This window comes from Nocardia sp. NPDC059240, from assembly GCF_042753865.1.
GTDB lineage: Bacteria > Actinomycetota > Actinomycetes > Mycobacteriales > Mycobacteriaceae > Nocardia.
Window position 1 is genome coordinate 213,785 of the sequence record NZ_JBHZAC010000004.1, and the last position, 19,156, is coordinate 232,940.

A 19,156-nucleotide genomic window follows, 5' to 3' on the forward strand; every position below is an offset into this window, starting at 1 on the left:
CTCCCCTACTTGTACGACCGGGTGGTCGGGTGGACGTGGTCGAAGGTGAGCGCTTCGCGGTGCAGCGTCGGCGGCTGCCCGGTGTTCCACTCCCAGGCGGCGACGTAGGCGAAGTTCGCGTCGTCGCGGCGGGCCTCGCCGTCCTCGGTCTGTGATTCGGCGCGGAAGTGGCCGCCCGCGGATTCGGTGCGGTGCAGGGCGTCGATGACCATGAGTTCGGCCAGTTCGAGGAAGTCGGCGACGCGGCCCGCACGTTCGAGCGACTGGTTGAGGTCGTCGCCGGAACCGGGAACATTGACGCGCTCCCAGAACTCCGCGCGCAGGGCGGGGATCAGCGTGAGCGCCTTACGCAGTCCCACCTCGGTGCGTTCCATGCCGCAGTACTCCCACATGAGCTGGCCGAGCTCGCGGTGGAAGGAGTCCACCGTGCGGTCGCCCTTGATGGACAGCAGGCGATCGATCATCGAAACCACCCGGGCCTCAGCGTCTTTCACCGCTTCATCGGACACCTCCCCGACCGGTCCGCGCGCGAGGTAGTCGCCGAGCGTGGCCGGGAGCACGAAATACCCATCGGCCAAGCCCTGCATGAGCGCGGAGGCGCCCAGCCGGTTCGCGCCGTGATCGGAGAAGTTGGCCTCCCCGATGACGAACAGCCCGGGAATGGTCGATTGCAGGTCGTAGTCGACCCACAGCCCGCCCATCGTGTAGTGCACGGCCGGGAAGATGCGCATCGGCCGCGCGTACGGATCCTCCCCCGTGATCCGCTCGTACATCGTGAAGAGGTTGCCGTACTTGGCTTTCACCGCGTCGAGCCCGAGCCGCGCGATCGCCTCGGCGAAGTCCAGGTAGACGCCCAGCCCGCCGGGCCCGACCCCGCGGCCCTCGTCGCACACGTTCTTCGCGGCCCGCGACGCGATATCGCGCGGGACCAGATTGCCGAACGCCGGGTAGATGCGTTCGAGGTAGTAGTCGCGCTCGGCCTCCGGAATGTCCTCGGGCGCACGGTGATCGCCGACCCGCGCCGGCACCCACACCCGGCCGTCATTGCGCAGCGACTCCGACATGAGCGTCAGCTTCGACTGATGGTCGCCCGACACCGGGATGCAGGTCGGATGGATCTGGGTGAAGCACGGATTGGCGAAGTACGCGCCGTGCTTGTGCGCACGCCAGGACGCGGTGACATTCGAGCCCATGGCATTGGTCGACAGGAAGTAGGCATTGCTGTACCCGCCCGAGGCCAGCACCACCGCGTCACCGGTGTAGGACCGAATCTCCCCGGTGACGAGATCACGCACCACCACACCGCGCGCCACCCCGTCGACCATGATCAGGTCGAGCATCTCGTGCCGCGCATGCAATTCCACTGTGCCCGCTTCGATCTGACGCATCAGGGCTTGATACGCGCCCAGCAGCAACTGCTGTCCCGTCTGCCCGCGCGCATAGAAGGTCCGGGAAACCTGTGTCCCGCCGAAGGACCGATTGTCCAGCAGCCCACCGTACTCGCGGGCGAACGGAACCCCTTGCGCCACACACTGATCGATGATCTGCGTGGAGATCTCCGCGAGCCGGTGCACATTCGACTCCCGCGACCGATAGTCCCCGCCCTTGACGGTGTCGTAGAACAGCCGGTGCACGCTGTCACCGTCATTGCGGTAGTTCTTGGCGGCATTGATACCGCCTTGCGCGGCAATGGAATGCGCGCGGCGCGGCGAATCCTGGAAGCAGAACTGGATGACGTGATAGCCCTGCTCACCCAGGGTCGCACCAGCCGAGCCGCCCGCCAACCCGGTGCCGATGACGATGACCGTCTTCTTGCGCTTGTTCGTCGGGTTGACCAGCTTGGCCTCGAACTTGCGGGTGGTCCACCGCTCGGCGATCGGTCCGCCCGGAGCCTTGGTGTCGACCAGAGGCTCGCCGATATCGAAAAGTCCTTCACTCATGGCTATTTCACCCATCCGAACGTGACGGAGACCGGGACGGCCAGGAAACCCGCGACCAGCAGCGCCGAGACGACGGCGGCCACCCGGTCGTAGGTGCGATAACTGGCACTGCTCGCCAGACCGAGGGTCTGGAACGCGCTGCGAATGCCGTGCCGCAGATGCAGACCCACCATGACGATGGCCACGACATAGAACACGGTGACGTACCAGTGCGACGGCGCGAAGTCGGCGACCACCTTCTCGTACGGAGTCGCAGTGCGGCCCACCGGATTCACCGCACCGAAGGTCAGGTCCATCAGATGCCAGACCACGTACAGCGCGATGATCACCCCACCCCACCGCATGGTGTGGACCGCGTACCCGTTGGCGTGCGACTTCTTCTTCGCCGCATACCGCACCGGCCGCGCCCGCCGCGCGGTCCGCGCCAGTGACACCGCCGACCACATGTGCGCGATCACGCTCACCCCGAGCACGACCTCCGCCGCCGACAGCACCCCGCGCCGGGGAATGGCGGGCTCACCGATCGTGCGCAGCCACTCGGCATAGTGGTTGAACTCCGCCGCGCCCAGAAAGACCTTCAGGTTCCCGGCCATGTGGGCGATGAGGAAGAGAACAAGGATGCCCCCGGTCACCGCCATCACGGCCTTCTTGCCCACCGTCGTGCGGTAGAGCTCAGGTAATGCGATAGCCATGAGCGGAAGCTACGACCGCCGCGCGCACCCGGTCCAAGTCCGCTTGGATCTGGTGACCATGACCGTGGACTATGGACCGAGCTGCGCACCGAATTACTACTGCCGGTAGTGAATTCGCCGGGTGAACGATGTCACACGGCGACTGTGATCATCGCCTCGGCATCAACATTCCGAAGTCCATAGTCCTAGGCTATCGAGGGTGCAGTTGCAGCAGTTGACGTACTTCCTGGGCGTGGCGCAGGCCAGGCATTTCACCAAGGCCGCCGATGAACTCGGCGTCGCCCAGCCCTCCCTGTCCAAGCAGATCCGCACGCTGGAAACCGAACTCGGCACCGAGCTGTTCAGCCGTGCCCGCGGCAATATCGCGCTGACCCCGGCCGGCGAGGCGCTGCTGCCGCTGGCCACCCGGATCCTGGCCGACGTCGACACCGCACGACTCGAAGTGCAGGAACTGGCCGGACTGCGGCGTGGTCGAGTGCGGCTCGGCGCGACGCCCTCGCTGTGCTCCGGGCTGCTGGCAGACACGCTGCGCCGCTATCACGATGCCTACCCGGGGATCAGCCTGCTGGTCGAGGAGGGCGGCTCCCGCGATCTGGTACGCCAATTGACCAGGGGCGCATTGGATTCGGCGCTGGTCATCCTGCCGCTCGCCGAGGACACCCCGCTGGCCACCACGCCGATCCTGCGCGAGGACCTGGTGATCGCCGCCAGTATCGCCGACACCTCCCTGCCGCAGCGTCCGCAGCTGCGCATCACCGATCTGCGCGATCGGCCCCTGGTCATGTTCCGCACCGGCTACGACCTGCGCGAAGCCACGATCAGCGCCTGCCGCGAGGCCGGATTCGAACCCCGCTTCGCGGTCGAAGGCGGCGAGATGGACGCCGTGCTGCGGTTCGTCGAAGTCGGCCTCGGGATCGCGGTCGTACCGAGCACGGTGCTGGCCGGACGCCCCGGACTCCGCGGTATCCCGCTCTCGAGCGACGGCGGCCATACCGCCCACGGCCTGCACCGTACGGTCGCCCTCGCGCACCGCAAGGACGTCACCCCCACCCACGCGGCCCGCGCCTTCCGCACCAGCTTGGAGACCTTCATCCGCGAGGCCGCCCTGACCGGCGACCTCCCGGCGGGCGTGCGGTCACTGCTGCCGGTGGCGTGAACTGTCCGCATGTGGCGTGACGGCGTCGGCCCGGCACCCCAAATCGCTTCTTACGCTCCATAAGTCGATATCCGCCATGCGATGAAGGAGCAACATGAGTGAGCTGACCGGCAAGGTAGCGTTGGTGACCGGAGGCAGCCGCGGCATCGGCGCGGCGATCGCCCGGCGGTTGGCCGACGCGGGCGCGGCCGTCGCATTGACCTACGCCCAGTCGAAGGATCAAGCGCAGGCGGTCGCCGACCAGATCGAACTCGAGGGCGGCCGAGCCGTGATCATCCACGCCGATCTGACCGATCCGACCACCGCGGCGGCCGCCGTCGACGAGACGGTGAAAGCGCTGGGCCGCCTCGACATTCTGGTGAACAACGCCGGATTCCTCGCCTACGGCCCGATCGGCGAAACCACCCTCGAAGATCTGGACCGGGTACTGGCCGTCGACGTCAAGGCCATCTACCTGGCCGCCCAGGCCGCATCCCGGCACCTGGGCGAAGGCGGCCGCATCATCAATATCGGGTCCTGCTTCACCGGTCGCGTCCCGGGCGAGAACTTCGTGCTGCAAGCGATGGCCAAGACCGCGCTCATCGGCCTCACCAAGGGCCTCGCCCGCGAGCTCGGCCCGCGCGGAATCACCGCCACCACGGTCGATCCCGGCCCCATCGACACCGACATGAACCCGGCCGACGGCGACTCCGGCGACTTCCAGCGCAACCTCACCGCCCTGGGCCGCTTCGGCGAGGCCGAGGACATCGCCGCCGCCGTGGCCTACCTGGCAGGCCCCGGCGGCCGCTACATCACCGGCACGTCACTGGCCGTGGACGGCGGCTACACCGTTTAGGACTCGACCAGAACCGCACGCAACCGCTCGAGCTCGGCGGCCGAAAGACCCCTGGCCAGCAGCCATTCGGCCGCGCCACCGTGCTCGGCGTGCAGGTTCTTCAGGAAGCCGAGCATGACGTCCGGGGAGACGGCCAGGATGCCCGTGTTCGCCTGCGGGAGACCCTCATACGACGGCAGGGCGTCGAGGCGGTCGCGGACGCGCGGCATGCGCTCGTTGGTGAGGGCGTAGTCGTCGGCGATGGGCTCGGCGGGGACCCCGACCGCGTCCAGCAGGACGGCGGCCAGGACGCCGGTGCGGTCTTTGCCTGCGGCGCAATGGAACAGCACCGAGTGGCGGGCCGGATCGATGATGAGGCGGACCGCCTCGACGATGTGCTCGCCGCTGCCGCCGAGCAGCTGACCGTAGAGCTCGGTCAGGTCGACGCGGGTCTTGTCGGGGACCAGATCCCTTGCCGCCAAAGAGGACTGGGGCGACTTGCGGATCGGGAGATTGGCGATGTGGACGTCGGCGTCGCCGATCAGGCCGTAGCCCTCACGTTCCACCTCGTCGGGCAGGCGCAGGTCGATGACCGTGCGCAGACCCTGGGCGACGAGCAGCTGGGCGAGGTCGTCGCAGGTGGCCTGCTGCAGGGTGCTGGAGCGCAGGACAACGCCGAATCGGGTGGTGCCGCCGCCGGTTACAGGCAGGCCGCCCAGATCGCGGACATTGTCGATCTGGGCGAAATCGACCCAGCGAGTGGTCTTTACAGGCTCAGTGGGCACGGCCGGCCGCCGCCTCTTCGGCACGGGTCAGGCCGCACAGCCCGATCAGGTCTTCGTGCAGCTCGAACCAGACGGTGTGATAGCTGTCCATGATGGGGCGCGCCACGTAGGTGTGGTCACCCTCGCCGATCCGCTCCACCGCCCGGTCCAGCCGGTCCAGGTAGCGCGACAGGCGCGGGGCCAGACCACCCAGTCGCCCGATGAGGGGGCGCAGTCGCTGATGCGTGTCGCCGAGGCGAGCCAGCACCGACGCGTCGTACTCGGCATCGGCGTGGTCATTGACCGTGGCCGCGTCCTTCATCTGCCAATCGGTGATGATCACCTTGAGATCGGCGTTGTAGACACAGAATTCGTCATAGGCGGCGGTCATGGCGGCCGCGTCCACGGTGGCGCGTTCCTCGGTCAGCAATTGCTCGAGACGCGGACGGCCCTCCGGGGTGATACGGAAACCGGCGGGTGACGTCACGCAGTACCCGGCAGTCACCAAATGCTCACAGCAGGAGGCGATCTCGGCGGTCTCGGCGAACAAGCTGGCAGCCAGATTGTCGGCGTTCACCCGGCCCTTGATGCCGACCAGCCGCAGCACGGCCAGTTCGGTGACGGGAGCGTGCATGGAAACCTCTTCCTGCTCGGTGTCTTCCGGCTCGGCAACCGCCGACTCGGAGCCGACGGGAGTGCGAGCCTCGAGCCGCTCGGCCAGTCCCGCGCCGTCCACGCCGGCCCACTGGGCGAGCTGCGCGACATCGTCGAGCACGGCCTGCTCGACGGGTTTGCCGACCACCTCGCCCGACAGCACCAGACCGGCCCCGCCGTCCACGGTCACGGTCCTGCCGACCAGCGCGTCGACGACGCCCGGCCCGCAACCGACCACGCACGGGCGCCCCAGTTCGCGGCTCACCAGCGCGGCATGCGAAGTGGTGCCGCCCAATTCGGTGACGACCGCGCGGGCGGCGATCATGCCGTGCAGATCGTCCGGGCTGGTGGTGGGACGCACCAGAACAACGTCCTCCCCCGCCTCCGCACGGGCCTCGGCCTCATCCGGATCGGTGACTACAACACCGGAAGCCAGTCCGGGACAGGCCGATTCGCCGCGTGCCAGCGGCAGCTGACCGGCACTGTCACCGGAGGCCGGGCGCAACACCTCACGCACCTGCTCGGCGGTGACCCGATCGAGCGCCTCGTCGGTGCTGATCAGCCCCTCGGCGACCATGGCGACCGCCGAGCGCACCGCGGCCCGCGCCGAACGCTTGGCCGCACGCGACTGCAACAGCCACAACGTCCCGGATTCGACGGTGAACTCCACGTCCTGAATGTCACGGCCGTCGCGCTCGAGCAGCTGCACGGCGGCGATCAGCCGCTCGTGCACCGCGGGCTGGGTGGCGGCCAGCTCGTCGAGCGGGCGCGGGGTCAACCGACCCGACACCACATCCTCGCCCTGCCCGCCGACGAGCCACTCGCCGTAGACGGGACCGTCGCCGGTGTTCGGGTTGCGGGTGAAAAGCACTCCGGTGCCGGAGGATTCGTCGAGATTGCCGAACACCATGGCCTGCACGGTGACCGCGGTGCCGAGGGTGTCGGCCACGCCGCGATTGGCGCGATAGGTCTTGGCGCGCGCGGAATCCCAGGACCGGAACACGGCCTCGACCGCGCCACGCAGCTGCTCCCACGGATCGGCCGGCACCTCGCCGCTCGGATCACCGAGCACGGTCTCGCGGTACTGGTGCACGAAGCGCTGCCGGGTGTCCTGCGCGTACGCCGGATTGCGGGTCTCGGCGGCCAGCGCCTGCTGCACCGCATCGGTCATGCCCAGGTTCAGCACCGTGTCCATCATGCCCGGCATGGAGATGGCCGCGCCCGAGCGCACCGACACCAGCAGCGGCCGTTCCGCGGAACCGAAGCGCCGCCCGGTGCCACGCTCGATCATGGCGATGCCGTCGCGCACCTGCGCCCAGATCTCCTCGGCGATGACGCCCCGGCGGGTGTAGTCGGCCCAGCCGTCGGTGGTGATCACGAACGCGGGCGGCACCGGCAGCCCGAGGGCCCGCATGTGGTCGATGCTCCACGCCTTGCCGCCGATCCGCTCGCGCGACAGTCCGCACGCGCCGTCGAGTTCGACAACGGTCACGGTGTCCGCATCGGGACGCCGCACCAACTCCGTTCCGGCCGTCATGTCACTCCTCCGAGATCCTGGATTCATTTCGCACTCCAGCGCTCCGCCGCTGCTCCAACGGCCTGCCGGGCAATATCCCCGTTCCCCACGGGACCACTCCATCGAGCGTGCCGCGTGACCGCCCCCACACCCAACTCCCATCCCGATCACTGGAATCCCCTGCGTTCGCAGGGCTGCACATGGCACAGCCGGTCAGTGGGATGGCACACCGAAAATGGGGATTCACCGGCGGGGCGTGGGGCAGGATGGGCGGATGGATCGGCGGCACTCGGGCGGGAGCTCCACGGTCGGACCCGTGACGACCATCCCGGCACTGGTGGCGGAACGAGCGCGACGGTATCCGGACGCGGTGGCCATGGCCGGACCGGCCGGACGCCTGACATTTGCCGAACTGGCCGAAGAGGTCGCTGCGGTGACCCGCGCCGCCATGGCGTCCGGTCTGGAAGTCGGGGATCGGGTCGGGATCTGGGCGCCCAACAGTGTGCGCTGGGTGGTGACCGCGCTCGGCATGCTCGGCGCGGGCGCGACGCTGGTGCCGATCAGCACCCGGCTGCGCGGCGCGGAGGCCGCCGACGTGCTGGCCCGCAGTCACGCCAAGGCGGTATGCACGGTGCAGGAGTTCCTGGGCCGCGACTATCCGGGCATGCTGGCCGAATCCGGTGTTCCGCTACCGGATCTGGAGCATCTGATCCTGCTCGACGACGCCCGCGGCGAGGGCGACACGACCTGGGACATCAGCTCGTGGGCCGGATTCCTGGCCCCCGGCACCGTGATCGCGCCACAGTCGGCGACCGAACGCATCGCCGAGATCGAACCGGACGCCGTCTCCGACATCCTGTTCACCTCCGGCACCACCGGCGCGCCCAAGGGCGTGCTCGCCACCCACCGGCAGAGCCTGGAAGTGTTCGCGCAGTGGGCCGATGCGGTCACGCTGCGCCCGCGCGACCGGTATCTGCTGGTGAATCCGTTCTCGCACACCTTCGGATACAAGGCCGGAATCCTGGCCTGCCTGCTGAAGACCGCGACCATGGTGCCGATGGAACGCTTCGACACCGCTACGGCCCTGAAACTCATCGAGACCGAGCGCATCACCGTGCTGGCCGGTCCCCCAACGCTTTTCACCGATCTGCTGGCGACCGATCACGACAACTACATGCTCGGCTCGCTGCGCCTGGCCGGGACCGGCGGCGCGACCATTCCCACCGAACTGGTGCGCCGCATTCGCGACGAGCTGCGGGTGCCGTTCGTGTTCACCGCCTACGGTCTCACCGAATCCATCGGCGTCGTCTCCATCTGCCCGCCCGACTCCCCCGCCGAACTTGTGGCGGGCACCGTGGGGAAACCCTTGGCAGGCAGCGAGGTCCGCATTCTGGACCGGGACGGCAAGGACGTGGAGACCGGTGAGCCGGGTGAGATCGCGGTGCGCGGACCGAATGTCATGCTCGGCTACCTCGACGACCCGGAGGCCACCGCGGCCGCCATCGACGACGGCTTCCTGCACACCGGCGATATCGGCACCCTCGACCACGACGGCTACCTGCGGGTCACCGACCGGCTCAAGGACATGTTCATCGTCGGCGGCTTCAATGCCTACCCGGCCGAGATCGAGCGAATCCTGCTGCAGCATCCCGATATTCGTGATGTCGCGGTGATCGGCATCCCCGACGAGCGGCTCGGCGAAGTGGGCCGGGCGGTTGTGGTGGCCGCCGACGGCGTCACGCTCGATCCGGCCGCCGTCATCAACTGGTCGCGTTCCCGGCTGGCGAGCTACAAGGTGCCACGGGAGGTCGTCTTCGTCGACGACCTCCCGCGCAATACCGGCGGCAAGGTGCTCAAAGCGCGACTGCGCGAACCGAACTGATCAATTCCCGAGCACCGGGCCGTCCGCCCAGCGGTACAGGTGGGCGATGGCCGGTGCCACGATCGCGCCGGGGATCTCCGCATCGAACCAGCGATCCACATGCGTCCAGTGGTACGGATGCAGCAGATAGTCGCCGTTGAGCCCGTCCGGATCGGCGAATTCCTGCTCCCACACGTGCGTCCAGCGCGGGTGACCCGGCACCCGGCTCAGCGACCAGGATTTGATGGCGGAGATGTGGGCGGGCATGGCCATCAGATCGGATTCGAAGCGCGACACCGTTTCCGGCGGGGTGTCGTGACGGACCGTGAGCAGCAGGGTGCGCTTGATGCGGCGGGCCGAGTCCAGGCGCACCACGCGGGCATGCACCGGAGCCAGCGGCACCACATCGGCGTGCGCGGGCAGGCCCGGCAGCACGGTAGCGGGCGCGGAATCGGTAGTCAGGTCCCACAGTGCGCCCTGCCCGCCGGTGCTGCCGGGCAGGTCCAGCCCGGCCGAGCAGTGCGTCACGCCCGGAGTCGCGACAGCCACCGCAGCGTCGGCCGCGAGCTGGGCCTCGGCGTCGACGGTGGCGGAGAGGTCGGCGGTGGCGGACAGAATCACCCAGCGGCTCAAGGCTTTTCCTCCTGCACCGCCAGGACGTGACGCTCACGGGTGACGGCGACGGCATCGGTGCGCGACCAGAAAGCCGCGACCGCGGGATCGGCCGCCGCCGCACCCCGCATGCCGTAGAAGTCGTAGATGCCGGGCAACTCCCAGACGATCTGCACGGCCACCGAATCCGCTCCGGTGTACTCGCGCAGCACCTGCGGCGCACGCAGCCCGCGCGCCGTCGCGCCGGGCAGGTACTCACCGCGCCAGTGGGTCAGCCAGTCCTCGGCGCGGTCGACGGGCAGGACGATGCGGTCCACGACGCGGACGGCGGTTGCGGGGTTCACAGTTTCGCCTCCACGTCGTTGCGGTACCGATCCACGTACACCGCAAGGTTTTCCACACCGTTCAGCAGGGACTCCGGGCCGAACATGGGCGGCGCGAGGACCAGGCGGCTCGCACCCGCGGCGACATAAGGCCGTACGTAGTCGATATCGAATTCGCGGGTGAAGTCGAACGAGCCCGGCCAGATGGTCATCTCGACCGCATCTTCGGAACGTCCTGCGGCAGCGCCGATCTCACGAATCTTGTCCGCGCCGCGCGCGAAATCCTCGGACGAAATGGTGTACGGGAACCACCCGTCACCGACCTTCGCCGCCCGCCGCACCGCCGGAGCGCTGTTGCCGCCCAGCACGATCGGTATCGACCGCTCCGGCTGCGGCAGACAGTTCTGCCGCTCGAACGACACATGCTTGCCACTGAAGCTCGCCGGAGCCTGCGTCCACAACGCCCGCATCGCCCCGATGCAGTCGTCCAACCGCGCCCCACGCTCCTCGAACGGCACCCCGATCGCCGCGTATTCCTCTTTCTGCCAACCGATTCCAAGCCCGAGCAGGACCCGTCCACCGGAGAGCCGATCCAGCGTCGCCGCCCGCTTGGCCAGCACCACCGGACTGTGCAACGGGGCAACCACCATCGCCGTACCAAGTTTCAACGTGCTGGAGGCCGCCGCCAGAAACGCAAGAGTCTCGAGCGGATCCGTCATGGGCACTCCGAGATCCCCGCCCGGCATCTTCCCATCCGGCGAATAGGGATACAGCGGCTCGTAATTCTCCGCCACCACAACATGTTCCACGGTCCAGATCGAGTCCAGCCCGCATTCCTCGGCCGCCGCGGCGAACTCCCGCAGGAATCCCCCGTCGGTCACCAAACCATCCAAATACGGCATGAGCATGCCAATCCGCATCGGCCGCCCTCCATCCTTGCGAGTACGTCCCCTCAACGGGCCATACCTTCGAGCCTGGCGTGTAACCGCAGTCACAAACCGCGCCGATCCCGGTCAGCGAGATAGTAGAAACCCCAGCTCAACACCCCCGGCCGAGCCAACGACCAGAGGCCCCGCACCTGACGGCACGGGGCTGATTCATGGCGCTCTCGGGCGCGCGGAGCCGGCCGGGCGCGACACCCGGGCGGGCCAGGCACCACCCACTCCTCCCTCGGTCCGTGCCCCGGTGCGGAACGCACCGGCGCACGGGAGCTCCCGAGAGCTGGGTTAAATCTCCTTGCGCATCTGGGCGGTCAGCGGCTTCATGTAGCCGGAGCCCAGCAGGCGGCGCATGATGTTCATGGCCTTGGCGTCCTTGCCGATCAGGATGAGCGGCTTGTTCTTTCGGATGCCGCCCACGATGGTCTTGGCGCAGTCCTCGGGGCTGGTCTGGGCCAGGCGGTCGAAGTTGGCGGCCAGGTCGTCGCGGTCGCGGGTGGCGGCAGCCCTTGCCTTCCAAGCGATTTCGGTCTTGATCATGCCGGGGTGGATGCTGGAGACGCCCACGTTGTAGCCGGCGATGATCATCTCCTGGCGCAGTGCGTCGCTGATGGCGTGCATGGCGTACTTCGACGAGCTGTAGCCGCCCTGGCTCGGGCAGGCCACCAGGCCGAACATGCTGGAGACATTGGCGATATGCCCGTCACCGGAGGCGATCACATGCGGCAGGAACGCCTTCACACCGTGCAGGGTGCCCCAGTAGTTGATGCCGAAGATCCACTCCAGGTCTTCCCAGGAGACTTCCTCGATATTGGCGGTCAGCGAGACACCGGCATTGTTGATGACGATGTTCACCTTGCCGAAGTCGGTGACAACCTCGTCGGCGTGCGCATAAACAGCCGCGCGGTCGGTCACGTCCAGCTTGTAGGCGCGCGCCTTCGCGCCCTCCTTCTCGCACAGCGCCGCAGTCTCCGCGACATTCTCGAGATTGCGCCCCGACAGCGCCAGCTGCGCGCCATTGCGGGCGAGCTCCAGGGCCAGCGCCCGGCCGATACCGGCTCCGGCACCGGTGATGACGGCGACCTTGCCGTGGAAGTCCTTCATGGGTGTTTCCTTGTCTCGCAACGGAGTTACTACTGAGAGGTGAAGCCGCCGTCGGCCACGAATTCGGAGCCGGTGCTGTAGGAGGAGTCGTCGGAGATGAGGAACAGGACCAGATTGGCCAGTTCCTCGGGGCGGGCGGGCCGGGCGATCGGCTGATTGGCCGCGATATTCGCCGACCGATCCGAGGTGGCGACCATTTCGGTCGCCACGATCCCCGGGTGCACGGAATTGACGCGGACATTGTCGGCCGCGAATTCCTGTGCCGCCGTTTTGCTCATTCCGCGCACAGCCCACTTGGAGGCCACGTAGCCGAGGATGTTGTTGTAGCCGATCAGGCCGCCGGTGGAGGAGATGTTCACGATGGAACCCACTCCGGCCCGGCGCATGGAGCCGATGACGGCCTTCATGCCCAGGAACACACCGACCTGGTTGACGTCGATCACCTTGCGATAGTCGGCTTCCGAGAGCTTCTCGATCGGGTCCACGTGCACGATGCCCGCATTGTTGACCAGCCCGGACACCGGCCCGAAGGCCGCCTCGGTCCGCGCGACCACGTCGTTCCAGGCGGCCTCGTCGGTCACGTCGAGCGGAAAGAAGCGTGCGGCAGCACCGATTTCGGCCGCGACAGCCTCTCCGGCTTCCACCAGCACGTCGGTGATCACCACCTGCGCGCCCTCGGCGGCCAGCTTGCGGGCGAAGGCCGCCCCCATGCCGCGCGCGCCGCCGGTGACGATGACGACCTTCGAATCGACCCGTCCCATGTCAGTTCTCCTGTGCCTCTTCGGATTCGATGTCGGCGAGATGGTTGGCGGCGATGTAGCCGAACACCATGGCGGGACCGATGGTCGCGCCCGCACCGGCGTAGTCGTTGCCCATCACGGCGGCGGAGTTGTTGCCCGCCGAGTACAGGCCCGGGATGACCGCACCCTGATCGTCGAGCACGCGGGCGTGCTCATCGGTGACCAGACCACCCTTGGTGCCCAGATCGCCCGGCACCATCTCGACCGCGTAGAACGGGCCACGCTCGAGCGGGGCCAGGGTCGGGTTGGGCTTGACGGTTGGATCGCCGTAGTAGCGGTCGTAGGCCGAGTCACCGCGCCCGAAGTCCTCGTCGCGGCCGTTCACGGCGAAACCGTTGAAGCGCTGCACGGTGGCAGCCAGCTTGTCCGCGGGGACACCCAGCTTGGCAGCCAGTTCGGCGAGGGTGTCGGCCTGCTTGATGATGCCCGCGTCGAAGTACTTCTGGGGCAGCGGCCGCTTGGGGAAGTTGCCCAGGAACAGGTACCGGTCACGGAAGTTCTGATCGAAGATGAAGTGCGCCGGAATGCTGCCCGGCGCCTTCTTCTCCTGCTCGTACATCGTGTGCACGACATTCACGTACGGCGCGGACTCGTTGACGAAGCGTTGACCATTCGCGTCGACCACGATCGCGCCCGGCTGCGAACGCTCGGCCAGCATGAAGAACGGCGGGCCGTCGGGGTTGCGGACCGAAGGTCCCCACCACGCGTCGTCCATGAGATCGACTGCGGCCCCGGCCTTCTGGCCCGCCAGGATGCCCTCGCCGACATTCTCGGTCGCGCCCACGGTCCAGCCGGTGTCCTGCGGCCCGTCGATGTACTGCTTGCGCATCTCCAGGTTGTGCTCGAAGCCGCCCGCGGCCAGCACCACACCGCGCCGGGCCTTGATGGTGACCGGGCGACCCTCGTGCTCGGCCTGGATGCCGACCACCACGCCGTTCTCCACGATCAGTTCGGTGAGCGGGGTGTTCAACCACACCGGCACGCCCGCGTCCCGCAGCGACAGCCACAATCGGGCCGCGAGGGCCTTGCCCAGGCTCAGCGGCTTCGCGCCCTTGATCAGGTTGAACGCGGTCTGCGCGCCGACCTTCATGGCGGTCTTCTTGCCCGCCCACGTGCGCGCGATCATGTTCAGGTCGTGGAAGTCCCTGACCGTGATGGCGATGCCCTTGGGCGCGGACATGGTCGGGCGGTTGATCTTGTCCAGATCCGCGCCGAGCAGGCGGCCGTCGATGATCTTGGGCTCGATGCTGCGGCCCTGCGCCAGCCCGCCCGGGAACTCCGGGTGATAGTCGGAGTAGCCGCGGTCATAGGCGAACGCCCAATGCTTGGAGCGAGCCCCGATATAGCGGAACATCTCCGGGCCCTGCTCAAGGAAAGCCCGCTGCTTGGCTTCCGGAACCCGGTCACCGACAACGGCTTTCAGGTAGGTGCGGGCCATCTCCGGGCTGTCCGGCACGCCCGCGGCCTGCAGCACCGGGTTGTTCGGCACCCAGATGCCGCCGCCCGAACGCGCGGTGGACCCGCCGAACAGGCTGCTCTTCTCGATCAGGGTGACCGACAGGCCCCGGTAGGCGGCGGTCAGCGCGGCGGTCATGCCCGCTGCACCCGAACCCACGACGACGACGTCGAATTCGAATTCCATGAATCTCGATCCTTAATAGCCGCAGCTGGTCAGCATGCCGCCGTCGACGACGAATTCGCCTCCGGTGCAATAGCTCGAGGCATCCGAGGCCAGGAACAACGCCACCTCGGACACCTCGACCGGCTGACCCCAGCGCGGAATGGGCAATTCGGAGAAGAAACTGTTGCCGTCCACTCCGGACGCGCCCGCCACGGACGCCGTCATGGGGGTGGCGATACCGCCGGGATGAATCGAGTTCACCCGGATACCCGAGTGCCCCAGCTCCCGGGCGGCCGACTTGGTGAGCCCGCGCAACGCGAACTTGCTTGCGCTGTAGGCGGAAAGACCCGCCGCACCGACGAAGCCCTCGACCGAGGAGACATTCACGATGGACCCGCCACCGGCGGTGGTCAGCGCGGGCGCGGCCGTCTTGATACCGAGGAAGGAGCCGGTCACGTTGATGTTCATGATGGTCTGGAACTCGTCCAGGCTCATCTCGACAATGCGCTTGAACCGCAGGATCCCGGCATTGTTGACCAGCACGTCCAGCTTGCCGAACTTGGTGGTTGCTGCGGAAACCGCTGCCTGCCAATCGGATTCGCTGGTGACATCGTGGTGCACGTAGTGCACGGCATCGCCCAGCTCGGCGGCCAGGGCCTTGCCCTCGTCGTCGAGCACGTCACCGAACACGACCCGCGCGCCCTCGGCCACGAAACGGCGCACATGCTCCGCTCCCATGCCGCGCGCGCCACCGGTCACCAGCGCTACCTTGCCGTCCAGCTGTCCCACCGAATCCTGCCTTCCTCTGCTCGTCTCCCGACGCTAAGTCCGGATGCGCGAAGGCGGCACGGTGTGGTCCCGACCACTGAGACATCCCGATGACCTGAGGTTATGAGTGCAGAAGTATTCCGGTTAGACATAAGGCCCCGGTGGGGGTGCGGAAGCGTCGCGGCAAGGAGTCCGGATGAAGTTCTCGATGATCTTCGAGGCCCAGATGACCGATCCGACCGCCGCCCACGAAGCCCAGGTGCTGCGGGATTGTGTCGAACAGGCGGTGCTCGCCGACGAGATGGGCTTCGACGCGGTGTGGGCGGTCGAGCATCACGGGCTCAAGTGGTACGCGCACATGAGCGCCCCGGAAATCTTCCTGACCTATGTGGCCGCCAAAACCACGCGGGTGCGCATCGGCCACGGCGTGGTCTGCATGCCCTTCGGCTTCAATCACCCCGTCCGCACCGCCGAACGCGCCGCCATGCTGGACGTGCTCTCCGGCGGCCGCCTCAACCTCGGCGCGGGCCGCGGCGCGACCGCCGTCGAAACCTCCATGTGCGGAGTCGATCCCGACCGCACCTATCAGGAGGTCGAGGAATCCCTGCGGATGATCGCCACCGCCTGGCAGGACCCGGAGGGCGAATTCGAGTACCACGGTGAGCTTTTGGACATCGAGCCACACCACCTGCTGCCGCGACCGGTCCAGCGCCCGCATCCGCCGCTGTTCATGGCGTGCACCAAGAAAGACACTCTGAAACTGGCCGCCGACTACGGAATCGGCGCGCTGGTACTGGGTTTCGCGGGCATCGAGGAGATCGCCGAGCTACGCGGCATCTACGACGACGCCATTGCCGCACGCACCGGGGAACGGTTCGTCTCCACCGTCGTCAACGATCACTTCGCGGCACTGTGCCCGACCATCGTGCTCGACGACCGTGAACAGGCCCAGCAGATCGGCGCACGCGGGCAACGCTTCTTCGCACAGTCCATCAAGTACTACTACGGCGCGGGCCCGGTGCCCGACGAGGCCGTGGAACCCGGCGTCGACGAGGTCGCCAAGATGCGCGAAATCGCCGACGAGCACGTCGCTTTCCTGCACGAGGCCAAGATTCCGGTGAAGTCCGGATCCACCGCCATCTTCAATACCGAGCACGCCTACGGCAATGCCGACGACGCCATCGCGTACGTCGAACGCCTGCAAGCCGCCGGGGCCGACGAGATCCTGTGCCTGATCCAGATGGGCACCGTGCCGCAGGAAGCGTGCCTCGAAACCATCCGTCAGTGGGGGGAGAAGGTCATCCCCCACTTCCGAAATAAGTAGCAGAGAGCAGAAGGAAGTCGAAATGGCTGATCTGACAGGCAAAGTCGCCCTGATCACCGGTGCCGCGCGCGGCCAGGGTGCGGCCGAGGCGCGACTGTTCGTCGAGCGCGGCGCGAAAGTGGTCATCACCGACGTACTGGAGACCGAGGGCAAGGAACTCGCCGAATCCCTCGGCGAGGCAGCGCGTTTCGTGCGCCACGACGTCACCGACGCCGACAGCTGGGAGGCCGCCGTCAAGGTCGCCGTCGACACCTTCGGCAAGCTGGACGTCCTGGTCAACAACGCGGCCATCTACATCATGAAGCCGCTCACCGAGACCAGTCCCGAAGAGCTGGACCGGATCCTGCAGGTCAACCTGGTCGGCGCGTTCCGCGGCATCAAGGCCGTGCTCCCCGCCATGACCGCGGCCGGCGGCGGCTCCATCGTGAACATCTCCTCGCAGGCCGGACTCGAGGGCCTGATGAACCACTCCGCCTACGGCTCCTCCAAGTGGGGCCTGCGCGGCCTGTCCAAGATCTCCGCCCTGGAGCTCGGCCCGGCCCAGATCCGGGTCAACTCCGTGCATCCCGGCCCGATCGCCACCCCGATGGTCCCCTACCTGACCACCGGCCCCGGCAGCTTCCCGACCCTGCCGCTCGAGCGCACCGGCCTGCCCGAAGAGGTCGCCGAACTGGTCGCCTTCCTGGCGTCGGACGCTTCGGCCTACATCACCGGCGCGGAGGTGACCGTCGACGGCGGCCTCGCGGCGGGCAAGTTCATCCCGCGAAACATGTAGCAGCACAGCGAGATCCAGGAAGGACCGCAAATGACCCTGTCACCCGAATGGCAGACCTTCGTCGACGCCGCCAGCGCGGCGTTCCCGGCACTGGGCACCGACGTGCTCGACGCCGCCGAAGCGCGGGCCTTCCTGGCCGCCCGCCCCGCCCCCGCCGTGGCACCCATTCCCGTTGCGGCGGTCGAGGACTGGCTGGTCCCCGGACCTGAGGACGCCCCCGAGGTGCCGGTGCGGCTGTACCGCCCACTGGACGCCGAAGCAGTTCCGGGCGTGGTGGTCTTCTATCACGGCGGCGGATTCGTGCTGTGCGGCTTGGATTCCCACGACCGCTTCTGCCGCACCATGGCCAATGCCGCCGGGGTCATCGTGATCTCCGTCGACTACCGCCGCGCCCCCGACGCGCACTTCCCGGCCGCCGCCGACGACGCGTACGCGGTACTGCGCTGGGTCGCCGACAATGCCGAATCCCTGGGCGGCGACCCGGACCGGCTGGCCGTGGCCGGGGACAGCGCGGGCGGCAATCTCGCCACCGTCGCGGCCATCACCGCCCGCGACAACGGCGGCCCCGACATCGCCTTCCAGCTGCTCATGTACCCGATGCTCGACCCGAACTGCGACAGCCCGTCCTACACCTCCAACGCCGAGGGCTACTTCACCACGGCGGCGCATCTGCGCTGGTACTGGCAGCAATACCTGTCCTCGGACGCCGAGCGGTCCGACCCTTACGCCAATCCCCTGATCGCCGACCTGACCGGACTGCCGCCCGCGCACATCGCCACCGCCGAATTCGATCCACTGCGCGACGAGGGCGAGACCTACGGCCGCCTGCTGCGCGAGGCCGGCATCGACACCGAGATCCACCGCTGGAACGGCACCGTGCACGGTTTCATGTCGATGGCCTTCCATCTGCGAGAAACCGAGCGCGCCAACACCATCGCGTTCGAAGCGCTGCGGCGCGCGTTGGCCCGCACACCCGTCATGTGAAATTCCCAGTGGGTTCACAACCGGACGGGTTAGCATCGCTTGCGTTCACCCGTTTGAAACGTGAGGAAATCACTTGTCGGTCGCACGCCACATCTCGTCCGTGACAGGCACCGCTCTGGCGGCCATGACGCTTGCCGCCGCCGTCGCCGGTTCCGCGCACGCCGCGCCCGGCGGCTATGGCACGCTGGCGCTCTCACGCCTGAAGAACAGCGCCGTAGCCGAGTCCGACACCAGCAAGGTCGCCGCCGACGCCGCCGCGATCCGCAGCTGCGCCAACTACGACTGCGAGATCGTGCTGCGCTTCACCGACGGCTGCGGGGCAGTCGCCCAAGGCGCGGACGGCACCTGGGGCTGGGCCGTCGGCGGCAGCCTGGACGAGGCTCAGCAGAACGCCATCGCCGGACTGGGCCAGAGCGCTCCCCCGTTCCCGGACCTCGGCAGCGCCCAGGCCGTCGCCGCCCACGTGGTGGCCAGCACCTGCACCAAGGACTATCAGTAACAACGACTTTC

Annotated in this window: 18 protein-coding genes; 7 read left to right on the forward strand and 11 right to left on the reverse strand. The window is 67.8% G+C overall.

Annotation, left to right across the window (positions count from 1 at the left end):
• Positions 1 to 5 precede the first annotated feature (5 nt).
• The gene (locus ACFXHA_RS15595; RefSeq protein WP_379357100.1) at positions 6 to 1,940 is read right to left on the reverse strand and encodes a fumarate reductase/succinate dehydrogenase flavoprotein subunit; all 1,935 of its coding nucleotides are present in this window, start codon (positions 1,938 to 1,940) and stop codon (positions 6 to 8) included.
• Between the two features lie 2 nt (positions 1,941 to 1,942).
• Positions 1,943 to 2,632 (reverse strand): succinate dehydrogenase cytochrome b subunit, encoded by a 690-nt coding sequence (locus ACFXHA_RS15600; protein ID WP_379357102.1) that lies wholly within the window; start codon positions 2,630 to 2,632, stop codon positions 1,943 to 1,945.
• 199 nt (positions 2,633 to 2,831) lie between these two features.
• Here ACFXHA_RS15600 and ACFXHA_RS15605 point away from each other — a divergent pair, with 199 nt between their 5' ends.
• Entirely contained in the window at positions 2,832 to 3,788 is a 957-nt protein-coding gene (locus tag ACFXHA_RS15605) for a LysR family transcriptional regulator (protein WP_379357104.1), read from the forward strand.
• A 94-nt stretch (positions 3,789 to 3,882) separates the two neighbouring features.
• Positions 3,883 to 4,623, forward strand: coding sequence for an SDR family NAD(P)-dependent oxidoreductase (locus tag ACFXHA_RS15610; RefSeq protein WP_379357106.1), 741 nt, complete (start codon positions 3,883 to 3,885; stop codon positions 4,621 to 4,623).
• Here the strand turns inward: ACFXHA_RS15610 and ACFXHA_RS15615 are convergent.
• Both ACFXHA_RS15615 and ACFXHA_RS15620 read right to left on the reverse strand, forming a co-directional pair.
• Entirely contained in the window at positions 4,620 to 5,387 is a 768-nt protein-coding gene (locus ACFXHA_RS15615) for a tyrosine-protein phosphatase (protein ID WP_379357108.1), read from the reverse strand. The genes ACFXHA_RS15610 and ACFXHA_RS15615 overlap by 4 nt on opposite strands.
• Positions 5,377 to 7,557 (reverse strand): pyruvate, phosphate dikinase, encoded by a 2,181-nt coding sequence (locus ACFXHA_RS15620; RefSeq protein ID WP_379357110.1) that lies wholly within the window; start codon positions 7,555 to 7,557, stop codon positions 5,377 to 5,379. Before ACFXHA_RS15620 ends, ACFXHA_RS15615 begins: the two co-directional genes overlap by 11 nt.
• Before the next feature lie 253 nt (positions 7,558 to 7,810).
• Between ACFXHA_RS15620 and ACFXHA_RS15625 the strand changes: the two genes are divergently transcribed.
• A complete protein-coding gene (locus ACFXHA_RS15625; RefSeq protein ID WP_379357112.1) occupies positions 7,811 to 9,418 on the forward strand; it encodes a FadD3 family acyl-CoA ligase in 1,608 nt (535 codons plus the stop codon).
• On the opposite strand, the gene ACFXHA_RS15630 is transcribed toward ACFXHA_RS15625, so the two are convergent.
• The 7 genes from ACFXHA_RS15630 to ACFXHA_RS15660 all read right to left on the reverse strand — a co-directional run bounded on the left by ACFXHA_RS15630 (position 9,419) and on the right by ACFXHA_RS15660 (position 15,584).
• The gene (locus ACFXHA_RS15630; protein ID WP_379357113.1) at positions 9,419 to 10,030 is read right to left on the reverse strand and encodes a Dabb family protein; all 612 of its coding nucleotides are present in this window, start codon (positions 10,028 to 10,030) and stop codon (positions 9,419 to 9,421) included.
• Positions 10,027 to 10,353, reverse strand: coding sequence for a hypothetical protein (locus ACFXHA_RS15635; RefSeq protein WP_379357115.1), 327 nt, complete (start codon positions 10,351 to 10,353; stop codon positions 10,027 to 10,029). The genes ACFXHA_RS15630 and ACFXHA_RS15635 overlap by 4 nt, the downstream gene beginning before the upstream one ends.
• Positions 10,350 to 11,252, reverse strand: a complete 903-nt coding sequence (locus ACFXHA_RS15640) for an LLM class F420-dependent oxidoreductase (RefSeq protein ID WP_379357117.1) — start codon at positions 11,250 to 11,252, stop codon at positions 10,350 to 10,352. The genes ACFXHA_RS15635 and ACFXHA_RS15640 overlap by 4 nt, the downstream gene beginning before the upstream one ends.
• A 306-nt stretch (positions 11,253 to 11,558) precedes the next feature.
• On the reverse strand, positions 11,559 to 12,374 hold the full coding sequence (locus tag ACFXHA_RS15645) for an SDR family NAD(P)-dependent oxidoreductase (protein ID WP_379357119.1): 816 nt from the start codon (positions 12,372 to 12,374) through the stop codon (positions 11,559 to 11,561).
• Between the two features lie 29 nt (positions 12,375 to 12,403).
• Positions 12,404 to 13,135, reverse strand: a complete 732-nt coding sequence (locus ACFXHA_RS15650) for a glucose 1-dehydrogenase (protein ID WP_379357121.1) — start codon at positions 13,133 to 13,135, stop codon at positions 12,404 to 12,406.
• A gap of 1 nt (position 13,136) precedes the next feature.
• Complete coding sequence (kstD, locus tag ACFXHA_RS15655) at positions 13,137 to 14,816, reverse strand: 3-oxosteroid 1-dehydrogenase (RefSeq protein WP_379357123.1); 1,680 nt, start codon at positions 14,814 to 14,816, stop codon at positions 13,137 to 13,139.
• A 12-nt stretch (positions 14,817 to 14,828) separates the two neighbouring features.
• A complete protein-coding gene (locus ACFXHA_RS15660; protein WP_379357125.1) occupies positions 14,829 to 15,584 on the reverse strand; it encodes a glucose 1-dehydrogenase in 756 nt (251 codons plus the stop codon).
• Between the two features lie 175 nt (positions 15,585 to 15,759).
• Here ACFXHA_RS15660 and ACFXHA_RS15665 point away from each other — a divergent pair, with 175 nt between their 5' ends.
• The 4 genes from ACFXHA_RS15665 to ACFXHA_RS15680 all read left to right on the forward strand — a co-directional run bounded on the left by ACFXHA_RS15665 (position 15,760) and on the right by ACFXHA_RS15680 (position 19,145).
• Entirely contained in the window at positions 15,760 to 16,887 is a 1,128-nt protein-coding gene (locus ACFXHA_RS15665) for an LLM class flavin-dependent oxidoreductase (RefSeq protein WP_379357127.1), read from the forward strand.
• 22 nt (positions 16,888 to 16,909) lie between these two features.
• Positions 16,910 to 17,662, forward strand: coding sequence for an SDR family NAD(P)-dependent oxidoreductase (locus tag ACFXHA_RS15670; protein WP_379357129.1), 753 nt, complete (start codon positions 16,910 to 16,912; stop codon positions 17,660 to 17,662).
• A gap of 30 nt (positions 17,663 to 17,692) precedes the next feature.
• Complete coding sequence (locus ACFXHA_RS15675; protein WP_379357131.1) at positions 17,693 to 18,646, forward strand: alpha/beta hydrolase; 954 nt, start codon at positions 17,693 to 17,695, stop codon at positions 18,644 to 18,646.
• A gap of 100 nt (positions 18,647 to 18,746) precedes the next feature.
• Entirely contained in the window at positions 18,747 to 19,145 is a 399-nt protein-coding gene (locus ACFXHA_RS15680; RefSeq protein ID WP_379357132.1) for a DUF4189 domain-containing protein, read from the forward strand.
• Positions 19,146 to 19,156: the final 11 nt, after the last annotated feature.